The following is a 14,710-nucleotide window of genomic DNA, read 5'->3' on the forward strand; positions in this document are numbered from 1 at the left end:
AGCTTGAGCGCAGCCGAAAGCCAAACAAAAGATTGGAACGGATAGCCCGACCCTTGCGCAGCTTGGGGCATGCCCGAAGAAAGTGGAAAGCTGAAAGAATAAAGACCAAAGTAAAAAGACTAAAGCGGAAAGACTAAAGCTAAAGCAGAATCTCGACCGGAATGTAGTGGAGCGCCCGCCTGTCTCGGGCAGGGGAGAGATCTACCTTGGGATGACGGATAAAAAACTAAACAAAAAATCCCGATATAAATACCGGGATTTTAAGATTTATTAACCAGATACTGAAGCAATTTCAGTATGATGCTTTTTGATTAAATGTGTATAGCCCTGTTATCAGTTGCGGCTAAAGCAGCTTCTTTTAACGCTTCGGTATAGGTTGGGTGTGCATGGCAGGTACGTGCAATATCCTCTGCAGATGCACGGAATTCCATTGCAATAACGGCTTCAGCAATCATATCTGCAGCACGCGGACCAATCATGTGTACACCTAAAACTTCATCAGTAGCGGCATCGGCCAATACTTTAATGAAACCATCGGTATCCATACTCGCTTTCGCACGCCCGCTGGCTTTGAAAGGGAACGAACCTGCTTTGTATTTAATTCCTTTTTCTTTTAACTGCTCTTCGGTTAAACCAACAGAAGCTACTTCTGGCCAGGTATACACCACACCAGGGATTAGGTTATAATTGATATGCGGTTTTTGTCCGGCAATAGTTTCGGCCACATAAGTACCTTCATCTTCGGCTTTATGGGCTAACATTGCGCCTGTAATTACGTCGCCAATAGCGTAAACACCTTTAACTGAAGTTTCTAAATGCTCATTTACCGGGATTTTTTTACCTCTTTCTTCAACAGTGATACCGATCTTATCTAAACCTAAACCTTCTGTATAAGCGGTACGGCCAACAGCCACAATACAGTAATCTGCTTCTAAAGAAATGCTTTCGCCTTTAGGGCTATCGGCAGTAACAGTAACTGTTTTACCTTTAGTAGTAGCACCGGTAACTTTGTGGCCCATGTAAAACTCCATGCCTAAAGTTTTCTTTAACACACGTTGAAGTTCTTTACCTAAACCAGCATCCATGGTACCGATAATTGAAGGTAAAAATTCAACTACCGAAACTTTGGTACCTAAACGAGCATATACCGAACCCAATTCTAAACCAATAACACCACCACCAATAACAACCATGCTTTTAGGCACCTCTTTTAAGGTTAAAGCCTCAGTTGAGGTAATGATGCGTTTTTTATCGATTGGTAAAAACGGTAAAGCGGTTGGTTTTGAACCAGTAGCAATAATTACATTTTTAGCCGATAAGGTTTCGGTAGTTCCATCAGCTTTGGTTACCAGAATGGTATTTTTATCTACAAAAGAACCTACTCCCTCGAAAGAATCGATTTTGTTTTTCTTGAATAAATAAGTGATACCGGCTGTATTTTGAGCAACAACATCGTCTTTACGGGCGATCATTTGTTTCATATCAACCTTTAAATCTTTTAAGTTGATACCATGGGTAGTAAAAGTATGAGCAGCATTGTGGTAGTGCTCTGAAGAATCTAATAAAGCTTTTGATGGAATACAACCTACGTTTAAGCAAGTACCTCCAAAAGTTTTATATTTTTCTACAACTGCAGTTTTTAAACCTAACTGAGCACAACGGATTGCGCCTACATAACCGCCCGGTCCTGAACCGATAACAACGACATCGTATTGCATAATTTCTTGAGAATTTTGATTGGTCAAATGTAGGGAAAAAAGGTTAAAAGCTGAAAGTGCTATTAGCCAACAGTAAATGCTTTACCCCAAAATGATTAAAGCTTGCAACCTGTTAAAAACTAAACGAAATAGCATTACCTTATTTGCATAAAAAAGGCTGGTATTTCTACCAGCCCTCCAATCACGACCAAACATTGAAGTGCATCTCAAAAAATTAATTGTTTATCAAATCATCATTATTAACGCCTTTTTTCTTCGACAGGTTTTCTTTGAGTTTGCCAAAATTATAGGTAGCTCCAACAAAAACAACCCTGAATGGAATGGTGGTTGTAGAATTGGTTGTGAAGTTAACATCTTCGGTGTACGACCTGTTGGTAAGCGACTTACTGAAAAAATTATTGAAATTAACTGTTGTACTTAATTTATCATTAAAGAATTTATAGCCCACATTCACCTGATAATAAGGATTTGCCTTTAAGGTATTAATTAAACTAGGTGGCAATCTGGAGATGCCTCCGCTTCCGCTTAATGAAAATGATTTAACCGGCTTATAAAAGAAAAATCCTCCCACCTGGCCGCTAAAGCCTTCCTCATGCTGTGTTAAAATTACCGTATTCTCAATTTTATTATAACGCACAGTGGTATATACGCCACAATTAAGCTTTTTTAACGAAATAGCAGATGTAAACATTGCGCTTAGCTCCCTGTTTCTTCCCGTATTTCCATATTGAGTAGTACTTACACCGTTGTTTTCATTAAAAGTGGTGTATTGTACAATCATATTTCCTGAATAAGAGGCATTTAAAGCCAATGCAATAAAATTATTCCCGCTAGCCAACCTGTTCTGGAAAGATAAATTATGGATGGTCTGTGCATCCAGATCGGGGTTACCAAAAGAAATATTCAGCGGATCGTTATTATTGATAAATGGATTGAGTGCATTAATATATGGCCTTTGTAAACGCTTATTGTATCCAAAAATGATTGTGTAATTTTTGGATATTTTGGTATTCATCGAAAAATCGGGAATGAGTATGGTGTAATCCTTTTTTACCGTAGTTTTCGAACTAAAAAAATCACACTCAACTGTAGTATACTCCAAACGCAAACCTGTACGGAAATTAACTTTATGCAGGGCAAATGATAAAGAACTATAACCACTGTATACCTGCTGTTTATAAGCAAAACTATCCGAATTTGAGTAATCAGGTTCGAAAGGCAAACTTTCATCTGTTCTGCTCAAACTTAAATAGTCGGCATCTGCATCCCTGAAAATAAATTTCGCACCGGTTTCCAATTTAAGTGCTTTAGTAAAAGGTTGTATAAAATCTGTTTGCAGTGTATACTCCCTGTTTTTAGAATAACTATCGTTCTGCCTGAATAAATCGGCGCTGGCCATATCGAGTTTACTCGTATTTAATCCATCATTCCTATTAAACTGACCATTAAACCTAAAGCTTAGTTCTGTATCCGGATTTCCTTTAAATTTTCTGATAAAATCGCTTCCAAGCCCGTATGAAGGAAAATTATTCCTTACATTTTGTGTAAAAAAATCCACCTGTTCCAGCTTATCTACAAAACTGGTGGTAATATTTTGTGTAAACCTGTTCTTGTTGTTACCTCCATCTACATTGGCATAAAGCACAATGGTTTGCAATGTATCGATGTTGTAGCTCATTTCGAAAATCCCGCTGTTCGAGAAACGGTTCGTAATACGCTCGCCTTCAAGAAATCTTCTTTTGTAAGCAGCCGCTTGTAAGGGTAAAGTTTCGCTGGTTACCTGCGCCTTATTGTTATGGTTTCCGCTAAGAAAATAGGTAGCAGTAACGGCGAATTTCCCTTTCCTGAAACTCAAATTAGTATTGGCAGAATAATTTATACTAGAGTAATGCAGCCCCAGGTAACCATTATACCCGAATATTGCTTTTTTGGTAATAATATTGATCAGCCCGCCAATACCTTCGGCATCATATTTGGCAGAGGGTGAGGTAATGACCTCGATTTTTGATACTACAGCACCCGGAAATCCATTAAGTGCGTCTTTTACACTTTGGGCAAACATTGCCGTTTCGCGTCCGTTCAATAATACCTTAAAATTACCCTGCCCGTTTAACCGCACATTACCTTCCCCATCCACACTAAGCATAGGTATTTTCCTAAAAACTTCAGTCAGGCTTTCTCCCTTGGCTGCCGGATCCTGCTCCACATTATAAATCAGTTTATCCCTGTCTTGCTCTATCAATGGTTTTTGGCCCGTAATGGTTACCTGCTGTAATTGATTGGCAGATGGTTTTAACAAAAAAGCACCCAGTTCGGCCAACATTCCCATGTAAGCCTTAATATTTCTGGTCAACCTATTATAGCCCATCACATCTATAGCGAGAACATAGTTTCCGGTATCGCTGTTCAGCACAAACTGCCCCTTACTATCTGAAAATGTATTGATAACCACCGATTTCGGATCTTCCTTTTTAAACAGGCTCACTGTTGCATAGGTAATTATTTCCTGGGTTACACTGTCTTTAACTAAGCCCTGTAACTTTATTTTTTCCTGGCCATGGGATATTAAAACAGAGAAGAATAACATGGAACTTAAAAATATTAACCTATTCATCATTTTGACAATAAAAACAGTTTAATAAGGTATTACTCATCTGCTTATTTGATCAATAATCCCTTTATTGAAATCACTGAAGCACTACTTCTCCAATTCAGCTTTTACTTCTCCTGCAACTTTTTTCAGGTTTAGAAAACCCGTACCCCTTTAATAAAAGTGACCGTAACTTTTATTTTTACATTGGCCTATTGGTAAAGGCAGTTGTTTGCCTTAAAATTTAAATGCAATACCCACATTTAAAAAGGAAAGACTCTGATAACCCAGTTCTGAATAAATGCCTGTACCTTTTCCCAGGTAATATTTTCCGCCGGCGTACAATCCGAAACCAAAACCACTTGCTGTACCGGTAATAGTGCTTTGATTATCGCTTATACTTACTGTAACATAACCCAAGCTGGCACCACCATACAGGTCGAATTTTGGGTTAAGCTTAAGCAGCTCATTAAAGTGATACGAACCCCTTGCCCCGAAGAAAATGGCACTTTCTTTAAAAGTATAGTTATAGCCATCGTATTTAGAACTTGCATAAGATACCTGTCCGCCAACGCTAATGGCATCAGACACCCCAATTTCGTAACTCACTGATGGATTAACCGGTAAAGACGAGGAATAACCCGTTCCAAAAAACGGACTACCGATCCCTACGCCAACATTAAATAGGTTATCGCCTTTGTTGAAAGCAGATTTAGACTGGGCCATACTTGCTATGGCTGTAAAAAGGAAAAGTGCAATAAAAAGTAATTGTTTTTTCATAAGTTATGATAATGAATTAAGCAAAAAAAACCAGGTTGAAGCGCCAGGTCAGCGCTACAACCTTTGAAGCGAATAAATACCTTTTGTTAATTAGTCAAAAATGTAAGTAGCATCTGGAGAAAGGGTGGCACCTGAACCATTGGCCACTTTAACTGAAGTGCCGTTTACGAAGATTTCGACTTTTGCTGTAGCGTTGGCATCTTTACCATCAGCCTGAATACTAAAACCAATGTTTTTTGTTGGGTTATCTGTAAATGCTCTTAAATCCTTTTCAGTTAAATCATATTCTTTAGTCCAGCTAGTGCCAGATAATGAGCTAAAAGCAGTATTATTTACGCCCCATACAACTACCGCAGAGCTAATTTTTGATCCGGCACTTACTGTACCGACAAATTTTACCTTATAGGGTTTATTAAGGTCTGTTCCTGAACCTGTACCATCTTTTTTCTTACAACCACTAAAAACCACGGCACTAAATGCTAATAAGCATATGATTAAACTTAACTTTTTCATAGATATTTGTTTTTTCAACAGGCCTACTCTTATCAACAGTTTTCGGCATCCCTGATTATCTGTATCAAAGTTAAATTTCAGATTAGCGTCATTAATAACCACAAATAGCCATTTTTCTGTATAGTGATTTATAGCTATATTTTGTGCTTCTTTTCACATAAATTAGACTGTACAATAAATTAAATTACGGTTACGGCATTCGTGCTCATCCCCTTAACCACATAATTGATATTATAATGTTATCAGATGAGAAAGTTATTATTATTTGGTTTGCTTTTCCTATTTAGATGTGTACCGGTGTTCGGCCAGCTACAGGTTAGTGATAAAAGATATCCAGACAGTTTACAGAATCTAGCTCAACATGCGGGTACTGATAGTGTGAAGGCTATAGCTAATTTTAGCTTATCCAGGTATTGGGCAGGAGAAAGAGATACTTTAAAGGCAAGTTATTTTCTTGCCCAGGGAAAAAAACACATTAAAAACTCTCACTACCTCTATGCCTTGTACTTATATTCTGCGGGTACAAATGTCGCATATCAGAATAACCGCACTACAGATGCAAAAAAATATTTATTAAAAGCAGATCGTATTTTCGAATATATCAAAACGAAAGAAAGCAATCTTATAAGAGCCAAGTTGTGGAATAACTATTCTATTCTTTTATCAAGGGAAAATAAGGAGCAAGAATCAGTAAAATTAATTTTGAATAAGGTAATTCCCTTGGCCAGAGCGGCAGGGGATCCTTCAATGGAAGGGCTAGCCTACCACGCTGTTGCTGTTTTTTTTGACCATAGTGCGCAGAGTGAAAAAGCATCAACTTATTACAAGAAAAGCATAAGCCTATTGGAAAGCACTAAAACAGATGACATACACATGGCCAGGGTGTACAATAATAGTGCACGAAACAGTATGACAAGAGATAAATTCGATGAAGCAAGATTGTTGATCAACAAAGCTAAGTTATTATTGAAAGCTCATACCAACACCCCATCCTATATTTACTTATGTGCATTTGAAAGTTTTTACCTATTAAAAGTAAAACAATATAACAAGTCGTTAAAAGCTTTGGATGAAGGCTTGAAAATTGCAAAAGCATTAAATCTTGATAAGGAACGTACCGATCTTTTGAACCAGAAATACAACCTGCTCATTGCACAAAGAAACTATCAAGAGGCTAAAGATATTATTTTAGAAATCATAAAAAGTGACGACAAGACATTTACCGAAAACAAAGTAGATCATTACAAGCAAGCCTACGAAAGCTTTGAACTACTTAATAATTTACCAGAAGCTTTTAAATGGTTAAAAAAGTATGCCCTTTTAAGAGATAGCGTAAATAAATCAAAGTTAAAAGAAGAAATAAATACACTGGAAATAAAATTCAGAACAGCAGAAAACCAAAAGAAAATTGCAGAACTGAACACAGCCAATCAAAAGGCAAATTTATCGGCCAAAAATAGCCGGCTGCTGAACTGGTTGTTCGGAACCACGATATTATTTATCTTATCCATCCTTTTCTTTGGCATTTATTACTACCGTAATCAGAAAAAACGGGCAGAACAAACCGAAGCAATCAGACTAAGTAAGGCCATGATTACAGGACAGGAAACCGAGCGCTACCGGATAGCCAGAGAACTGCATGATGGTTTAGGCAATATCCTGGCCGTTGTAAAATTTAACCTTAGCGATCTGGTTATCGAAAACCAGACTGAAGAACTAGCGCATGTTATACAGCAATTAGACCACTCCATTAGTGAGCTTAGGCGCATAGCACACGACATGATGCCCGAAATGCTGATAAGTATAGGCCTTGAAGCAGCTCTTAAAGATTTATGCGAATCGCTTACCTCACAGAAATTAACCGTTGATTATCATTTCATCAAAATTGAAAATGCCATACCGCAACAAACACAACTGGCCATTTACCGTATTGTACAAGAACTATTAACCAATGTGGTAAAACATGCGGAAGCCAAAAATGTACTCCTGCAATGCACCCAAAACAAAAATATATTTTTTATTACCCTTGACGATGATGGCAAAGGATTTAACCCTAACCTACAAAAAGAGCAAACAGGTATCGGGTTGGGAAATATTAAAAGCCGCGTGGCTTATTTAAATGGAAAAATAGAAATCGGTCCCCGTATCAATCAATCCGGTACATCCATAAATATAGAACTCAATGTTAATGCATAAACCAACACTCGTGCTTGTAGATGATCACCCTATTATTATAGAGGGATTAACGAAATTATTGGGTAAAAATAGTGGATTTGACATTATTGCAAGCTTTACAACCGGACAGGAGCTACTTACTTACATTAAAAACAATCATGTTGATGTTATTCTGATCGATATTATACTACCCGATATTAACGGCATGATATTGTGTAAGGAAATTAAAAGAATAGCTCCAGATACCATTGTAATTGCCTTAAGTAACCATCAGGAACGGAGTGCCATTGCCAAAATTTTAGAAAATGGGGCAAATGGTTATATCCTTAAAAATGCATCGATAGACGAGATTAGTAATTGCATTAATGAAGCATTTTCGGGCAAAATAACATTTAGTAAAGGAGTTGCAGAGGTGATATCAAAATCGCCTATAAAAACAAGGTGGGGCTTTGCAAAACTCACATCAAGAGAAAGCGAAATCCTGAAACTGGTTGCACAAGGCTTAACTGCATCAAAAATTGCTGAAAAGCTGTTCCTGAGTAAGTTTACCGTCGATAACCATAAGAAAAACCTGTTACAAAAATTGCACGCTAAAAATGTTGCCGAATTAATCAGCAACGCAACTGCACAGGGATTACTCGGCGAATAACCTAAAGAACCAAATATGAAAACCAAAACCCTCATTGCCCTTTTCGGTTTAGCTTTACTAAGCTATCAAAATTTGCTTGCCCAGGAGACTAACAAATCTTCTGCAAAAATTAACATAGACAGTTTATTGGAAAAAAAAATGAGCGATGCAGGGATAGTTGGCATGTCTGCAGCCATCATTCTCAATAAAAAAGTTGATTGGATGAAAAGTTACGGTTATGCCGATAAAAAAAATAAAGTCCCTTTTACCTCATCAACAGTGATGAATATTGCCTCCGTAAGTAAAACCTTTACAGGTGTATGCCTGATGAAAGCTGTTGAACAGGGAAAAGTTTCCTTAGATGAGGATATCAACACCTATTTACCGTTTAAAATCATTAACCCTGATTATCCGGGTGAAAAAATAACCTTAAGACAATTGGCAACCCACACCTCCAGTTTAAACGACCGTTATCCTTTTTATATGGATAGCACATATTTTTATAATGGATCGAAGCCAGAAGCCCTCGCAACCTTTATAAAAAATTATTTTTCAAAAGACGGCAAATACTATTCAAAGGAAAATTTTTTAAAATCCAAACCCGGAAGTGAATACAATTATTCTAACATCGCCACTGGTTTGGCAGGTTATATCTTAGAAATAAGAACAGGAGAAAAATTGAGCGATTATGGTAAAAAACACATTTTCGATCCATTAAAGATGAGCCATTCAGGTTGGTCGCTGGCAGAAATCGACACGAACAAACATGCCAGGTTGTATCAAAAACAAGGCGATACCATCAATCAGATCCCCTGGTACGAAGGAACAACTTATCCCGATGGTGGCATTCGCACTTCTGTTGAAGAACTATCACACTTTTTTATTGCTTTGCTAAACAACGGAGCCTACGGCCATGCAAAGTTATTGCAGAAAAAAAGTGTGGATGAAATGTTACGTTTTCAGTTTAATGCACAAAATAAACCCGAGAACATATTGTTAAACAAACTCAATTCAGGGATTTTTTGGGCTACCAAATTGGGAGCCACCAGGATTGGGCACAATGGATCGGACCCGGGGGTAAGGGTTTTTATGCTTGCTGATCTATCCAAAAAAATAGGTGTGATCTTATTTTTCAATACTTCTCTCAGCGATAAAGAAGAATCCAGGTTTTTCGATATTTATAATGCAGTTTACCAATATGCCAGTGGCTTAGATAAAAAACGTTAAAAGAAAACCGATCAGCAGCGCTTAACTGATCAATCTTTAAATCAACTCCTTTTGCAGCATAAATTCCTTTGCATTAGCAAAACTCAGGAAAAGTTCATCAGCTACCCTCAACTTTTGGTGCGCCCGCACATTGGCCTGTACTGCAAAACAGGTAATACCCGCAGCCATAGCCGATTTTACACCGTTAATGGTGTCTTCAAAAACCAGGCATTCGTCCTTTTGCAAACCCAGGCGCTCCACACACAGGTTATAACTTTCCGGATCAGGTTTTGATTTACTTACATCACTCCGTGTGATAAACAAACTGAAATACTTTGCCAGACCATTGCGTGCAAAAACAGCTTCGACATCCAATTTCGGGCTGGCTGTAACCACTGCAAGCGTAAGTCCTTTTTCGTAAGCAAACTGTACAAAATCTAAGGCATGTGGCATTAACAGGATATCGGTAGTTCTAAAACCCTCAAAGGTTACTTTCTCCCTTCTATCAATAAAGCCATCCAGGTCTTCATCAATTTTGTAACGGTCTATTATCGTTTTTGCATTTTTTGGCAGCGGAATTCCCGCATAATTGCTCAACCAGTCTTTAAAATCAATTTGAACATTGTACGGGCATAAAAATGTATTCCAGCAATCGAAATGAAATTTCTCCGAATCAATCAACGTACCGTCTAAATCAAACAGCAATGCTTTTATTTTACTCATTATAAATTGTAACTAAGGAATAACCTCGAACAGGAAAAACTGCTGGGTTTGTGTTTTACCGAAATTATTATCCACACAGAAAATAAGCGACTGGTGGCCGTTTGGTAATTTCGGGCCGAAGGTGATGCCTTCAAAATTATCGATGTGCCTGTTGAGCGTATCAAAATCAAAAAGTAATTTCTTTTTTAAAGGCTTAGGTGGGTTTTGGATAAAACCCTGGTTATTGATTTCATTTTCCGCACCATTCAAATCAACCAGAAATAATTTAATAAACGTATGGTCGTCATGCCCTTTAGCCCAGGCGCGCTCCATTACCAGCAAGGTATGGTTGTTTACGGCTAATATTTCTGAAATACCATTTACATTCCAATCGTTTTCTACCGTTGGTTTAACCGGCATAGCGCCTAGATTGTAGGCATACTGCGCTGTGTTTTGCTTCGTTACCGCATCAAACTTTAAAATGCGGGTAAGTGCTTTATCAAATTCGAAAGCTGCCTGCGGGCCGTCTTGGTAAAGTGGTTCTTCTAAACTTGCATAAATGGTTTGGTAATTATCGGCATAGGTTAAGCCTTCAAACAAAGCATTTTTACGTGGCCCGCTTTCGGTTTTTGTAAAGTGAAAGCCAGCAGGCATGGGTATGGTATCTAAAAACTTTCCGGTTGTAGAAATAAAAGTTAAAGCCGGCTGAACAATAATCGTATCGCCGTTTTTCAATAAGCGCTCGCCTTCATTGCTCCAGATAAGATTTTTCAATCTGGGATTGTAGCGAACCGACTCCCCATCTGCCTTTAATGTTTTATCTGAGCGATATTGCGGATATTGTTTTCCATTTTGCTGAAGCATGAAAGTTACACCCGTTACCTGCACCGTATCAATCTTATTATCTTTAATGCCGATCTGAGCAGTATAAATCCTCGCCGGGCTTAACTGCGAAGGATCATCGCTAATGAGATAATATTGATTATTGGCCGGATCATAATCAATCCCGGATAAACCGCCAACAACTGTTTGCTGAAAGCTTTGGTTTAACGGCATTACATATTCATCTAAAAAATTAATTGATGAAATGCTGGTTTCCTTTTGCTTTGCGGCATATCTTGTCGCCGAGCAGGAAGAGAGCACAACAGCCAAAAAAGCATAAACAATAAGCAGTTGAGATACAGGTTTCAAATCCGAATATTTAGGCTGTAAAAGTATCGATTTTTGAGCGCCTGTAATATGCGTCACCCTGAATTTATTTTCAGTGGTGTCGGATGTTTCCATCCGACACTGATCCATAAACTAATATATTCAGCAAACAAAAACAGCCAGATGTTACCATCTGGCTGCACAATATAAATGATAAAAAATACCTAAAACAACTTGCCAATTACCCGGTAACTGATGTTATTGCCATCTACTACCTCTTCGTAATACACATCATCGGGCGAAACAAAATACTTTTCGTTTTTAATGGTTACTTCACGACAACCTTCAGGCAATTGATTAATAATATCCCCAATCTGGTGCGTATCAACCGGACCATCAGTGGTGTTTAAAATACCATCTTTTCCTGCTACCACATATACGGTTTTACCATCAGCATTTTCTTTCTGGGTATAATACACCCCTTTGTACTCATAATAATCTACACCATTAATAGTCACCTGATTGGCATCTGATGGTAAATTTGGCACCTCGGCACCAACCGGTGGGGTTACCACTTCGTATTGACTATTATTTTGTTGGTAAAACAATCCGCCAGAATAATAAAACTGATTGGCACCAAACCAAAACGGATAATAGCCATAAGGCAGTACACCAATTCTGAAACCTAAAAACGGACGGTAAAAATTATAATAGCTATAATATGGCCTGTAATAAGGTCTGCCAAAGCCTGGGCGGTAACCATAACCTGATCTGTAACCCGGACGATAGCCAACCCCTGGGCGATACCCCGGCCTGTTGTAGCTATATCCCGGACGTTCTGGCCGAACACCTACCCTGCCTGGTGAAAAGCTACCACGGCCTGGCGCCTGCATAGATGGCTGACGGGAAATGGAACCTCCTCCTCTCGAAGGTCCGATTGAACCCGAATGGCCACCACCAGAACCACCACTCCTGCTTGGCCTTTGGGCAGAAACACTTCCTACACTTAAAGTTGTAATCATCGCTGCTGCAGCGAAAACAACCAATCCTTTATTTAATAACCTGTTCATTACTTTGTGTTTAATTCGATTATGTATATGACGATGAAAATTCTCAAAAGATTATCCCTTAACAATATTTAACTAAATTTTGATATGGCGATGACGAATGCACTTTTCTTTGCTACAAACCTTTTACGGGATGTTTTTTCAGAATCGTACACTAATCTGCTATCTTTAAATTTTATTCCTAAAAACTAAACTTAAATGAGCTTTTCCAGAATTTTCAGTCTCCTTGTCTGTTTGTTTATTTCAAATGAATTGTTGGCCCAGCAGAGCGATTCGGCGTATGTTAGAGAAAATTACACCAAAATAGAACGCCAGATCCCCATGCGTGACGGGGTTAAACTATTCACCTCCATTTATATACCCAAAAATCAATCCAAAAAATATCCGTTTTTAATTAACCGCACACCTTACACCGTTGCACCTTATGGCGCAGACCAGTACAAGTTGAGTTTGGGTAATTTCCCGGCCATGATGCGCGAAGGTTTCATCTTTGTTTATCAGGATGTACGCGGTCGCTGGATGAGTGAAGGTACCTTTGCCGACATCCGCCCGCAGGTTACAGGTAAAAAAACCAAAACCGCGATTGATGAAAGCACCGACACCTACGATACCATTGACTGGCTGGTTAAAAACATAAAAGGCAATAATGGTAATGCCGGCATTTACGGCATTTCTTATCCGGGCTTTTATTCAACTACTTCATTGCCCAATGCCCACCCGGCACTGAAAGCCGTTTCGCCACAGGCACCCGTTACCGATTGGTTTGTGGGCGATGATTTTCACCACCGCGGCACACTGTTTCTAATGGATGCCTTCAGCTTTATGAGTAGCTTTGGGGTTCCACGTCCTAAACCCATTACACCTGATAAAGGCCCTAAAGGTTTTCAGTTCCCCATTCAGGATAACTACCGTTTTTATTTAGAAGCCGGTTCGGTTAAAAATTTAAAAGACCGTTACTTTGCCGACAGCATTAAATTCTGGAACGATTTGTTTAAACATTCCAACCTCGATACCTTCTGGAAAGCCCGCTTAATTACCCCTCATTTAACCAACGTTAAACCTGCTGTGATGGTAGTTGGTGGTTTCTTCGATGCCGAAGATGCTTACGGAACTTTTGCCACTTACAAAGCCATTGAGAAACAAAACCCCAATGCCAATAATATTCTGGTAGCAGGTCCGTGGTTTCACGGCGGTTGGGTACGCAGCGATGGCTCTTACCTGGGCGATATTAATTTTGGCAAAACCACCAGTGTCGATTACCAGCAACAGTTCGAATTACCTTTCTTTAAACATTACTTAAAAGGCGAAGGCGATTTTAACCCTGCCGAAGCCAATATCTTTGTAACAGGAAGCAACGATTGGAAGAAATTCAGCACCTGGCCACCTCAGGAAGTAGAAACTAAAAACCTGTATTTACAACCTAACGGAAAACTGGCTTTTGAAAAAGTTGGTCGTACCGATAGCTGGGACGAATATGTAAGTGATCCGAATAATCCCGTACCTTATCAGGATGGTATTCAGGCCAAACGTACCCGCGAGTATATGATCGATGATCAGCGCTTTGCCGCCCGCAGACCCGATGTAAAAACTTACCAAACCGACGTTTTAACCGAAGATATTACGTTAACCGGCCCTGTTTTGGCCAACTTAGTTGTTTCTACTACCGGAACTGATGCCGATTATGTGGTAAAACTGATTGATGTGTACCCCGAAGATGCGCCAAACCCCGTACCTAACCCTAAAAACCTGATTATGGGTGGTTACGAAATGCTGGTACGTGGTGAAATTATGCGCGGCAAATACCGCAACAGCTTTGAAAAACCCGAGCCTTTCGTACCCGGAGCAATCACCAAGGTAAACTATCCTTTGCCTGATGTGGCCCACACCTTTAAAAAAGGACATAAAATCATGATCCAAATTCAGAACTCATGGTTCCCACTGGCCGATCGCAACCCGCAAAAGTTTATGGATATTTACCAGGCAGAGCCTGGCGATTTCCAGAAAGCAACCCATAAAATTTACCACGACGTGCACAATAGCTCGTTTATTACGGTTTCAGTGTTGAAATAAATTTTGTCTGTCCCTCGGTTCGTGTCCGCACGAACCGATGAAGCGGACACGAACCGGAGCGCAGGATCGAAGCCAAATAAATAAATTTAATACTAACTTTAATCTCAATAAA

General features: G+C 39.1%; 11 protein-coding genes. 4 read left to right on the forward strand and 7 right to left on the reverse strand.

What is annotated here, in order from left to right:
- Positions 1-311: 311 nt before the first annotated feature.
- From lpdA to BLR37_RS12035, 4 genes are all read right to left on the reverse strand, one after another.
- On the reverse strand, positions 312-1,718 hold the full coding sequence (gene lpdA, locus BLR37_RS12020; protein ID WP_039473305.1) for a dihydrolipoyl dehydrogenase: 1,407 nt from the start codon (positions 1,716-1,718) through the stop codon (positions 312-314).
- A gap of 214 nt (positions 1,719-1,932) precedes the next feature.
- Positions 1,933-4,305, reverse strand: a complete 2,373-nt coding sequence (locus BLR37_RS12025) for an outer membrane beta-barrel protein (protein WP_167356598.1) — start codon at positions 4,303-4,305, stop codon at positions 1,933-1,935.
- Between the two features lie 240 nt (positions 4,306-4,545).
- Positions 4,546-5,088: an outer membrane beta-barrel protein gene (locus BLR37_RS12030; protein ID WP_090768907.1), complete on the reverse strand. Its 543-nt coding sequence runs from the start codon at positions 5,086-5,088 to the stop codon at positions 4,546-4,548.
- A 90-nt stretch (positions 5,089-5,178) separates the two neighbouring features.
- A complete protein-coding gene (locus tag BLR37_RS12035; RefSeq protein WP_143009570.1) occupies positions 5,179-5,601 on the reverse strand; it encodes a hypothetical protein in 423 nt (140 codons plus the stop codon).
- Between the two features lie 246 nt (positions 5,602-5,847).
- Between BLR37_RS12035 and BLR37_RS12040 the strand changes: the two genes are divergently transcribed.
- From BLR37_RS12040 to BLR37_RS12050, 3 genes are read left to right on the forward strand one after another with little or no spacing between them, the layout of a single operon-like run.
- Positions 5,848-7,797, forward strand: a complete 1,950-nt coding sequence (locus BLR37_RS12040) for an ATP-binding protein (RefSeq protein WP_090768911.1) — start codon at positions 5,848-5,850, stop codon at positions 7,795-7,797.
- Entirely contained in the window at positions 7,790-8,425 is a 636-nt protein-coding gene (locus BLR37_RS12045; protein WP_208599650.1) for a response regulator, read from the forward strand. The genes BLR37_RS12040 and BLR37_RS12045 overlap by 8 nt, the downstream gene beginning before the upstream one ends.
- 15 nt (positions 8,426-8,440) lie before the next feature.
- A complete protein-coding gene (locus BLR37_RS12050) occupies positions 8,441-9,631 on the forward strand; it encodes a serine hydrolase domain-containing protein (RefSeq protein WP_090768915.1) in 1,191 nt (396 codons plus the stop codon).
- Between the two features lie 36 nt (positions 9,632-9,667).
- Here BLR37_RS12050 and BLR37_RS12055 read toward each other — a convergent pair whose 3' ends face one another.
- The 3 genes from BLR37_RS12055 to BLR37_RS12065 all read right to left on the reverse strand — a co-directional run bounded on the left by BLR37_RS12055 (position 9,668) and on the right by BLR37_RS12065 (position 12,531).
- A complete protein-coding gene (locus tag BLR37_RS12055; protein WP_090768917.1) occupies positions 9,668-10,333 on the reverse strand; it encodes an HAD family hydrolase in 666 nt (221 codons plus the stop codon).
- Between the two features lie 12 nt (positions 10,334-10,345).
- Complete coding sequence (locus BLR37_RS12060; protein ID WP_167356599.1) at positions 10,346-11,503, reverse strand: esterase-like activity of phytase family protein; 1,158 nt, start codon at positions 11,501-11,503, stop codon at positions 10,346-10,348.
- 182 nt (positions 11,504-11,685) lie between these two features.
- A complete protein-coding gene (locus BLR37_RS12065; protein ID WP_090768920.1) occupies positions 11,686-12,531 on the reverse strand; it encodes a DUF6515 family protein in 846 nt (281 codons plus the stop codon).
- A 195-nt stretch (positions 12,532-12,726) separates the two neighbouring features.
- Here BLR37_RS12065 and BLR37_RS12070 point away from each other — a divergent pair, with 195 nt between their 5' ends.
- On the forward strand, positions 12,727-14,598 hold the full coding sequence (locus tag BLR37_RS12070) for a CocE/NonD family hydrolase (RefSeq protein WP_090768922.1): 1,872 nt from the start codon (positions 12,727-12,729) through the stop codon (positions 14,596-14,598).
- The last annotated feature ends 112 nt before the right edge of the window (positions 14,599-14,710 follow it).

The sequence above is a fragment of the Pedobacter soli genome (genome assembly GCF_900101435.1).
GTDB classification, from domain to species: domain Bacteria; phylum Bacteroidota; class Bacteroidia; order Sphingobacteriales; family Sphingobacteriaceae; genus Pedobacter; species Pedobacter soli.

What these genes read in the sequence shown, in the direction of transcription:
- lpdA (WP_039473305.1), bottom strand. Translation starts at nt 1,718, where the DNA reads ATGCAATACGATGTCGTTGTTATCGGTTCAGGACCGGGCGGTTATGTA.
- BLR37_RS12025 (WP_167356598.1), bottom strand. Translation starts at nt 4,305, where the DNA reads ATGTTATTCTTCTCTGTTTTAATATCCCATGGCCAGGAAAAAATAAAG.
- BLR37_RS12030 (WP_090768907.1), bottom strand. Translation starts at nt 5,088, where the DNA reads ATGAAAAAACAATTACTTTTTATTGCACTTTTCCTTTTTACAGCCATA.
- BLR37_RS12035 (WP_143009570.1), bottom strand. Translation starts at nt 5,601, where the DNA reads ATGAAAAAGTTAAGTTTAATCATATGCTTATTAGCATTTAGTGCCGTG.
- BLR37_RS12040 (WP_090768911.1), top strand. Translation starts at nt 5,848, where the DNA reads ATGAGAAAGTTATTATTATTTGGTTTGCTTTTCCTATTTAGATGTGTA.
- BLR37_RS12045 (WP_208599650.1), top strand. Translation starts at nt 7,790, where the DNA reads ATGCATAAACCAACACTCGTGCTTGTAGATGATCACCCTATTATTATA.
- BLR37_RS12050 (WP_090768915.1), top strand. Translation starts at nt 8,441, where the DNA reads ATGAAAACCAAAACCCTCATTGCCCTTTTCGGTTTAGCTTTACTAAGC.
- BLR37_RS12055 (WP_090768917.1), bottom strand. Translation starts at nt 10,333, where the DNA reads ATGAGTAAAATAAAAGCATTGCTGTTTGATTTAGACGGTACGTTGATT.
- BLR37_RS12065 (WP_090768920.1), bottom strand. Translation starts at nt 12,531, where the DNA reads ATGAACAGGTTATTAAATAAAGGATTGGTTGTTTTCGCTGCAGCAGCG.
- BLR37_RS12070 (WP_090768922.1), top strand. Translation starts at nt 12,727, where the DNA reads ATGAGCTTTTCCAGAATTTTCAGTCTCCTTGTCTGTTTGTTTATTTCA.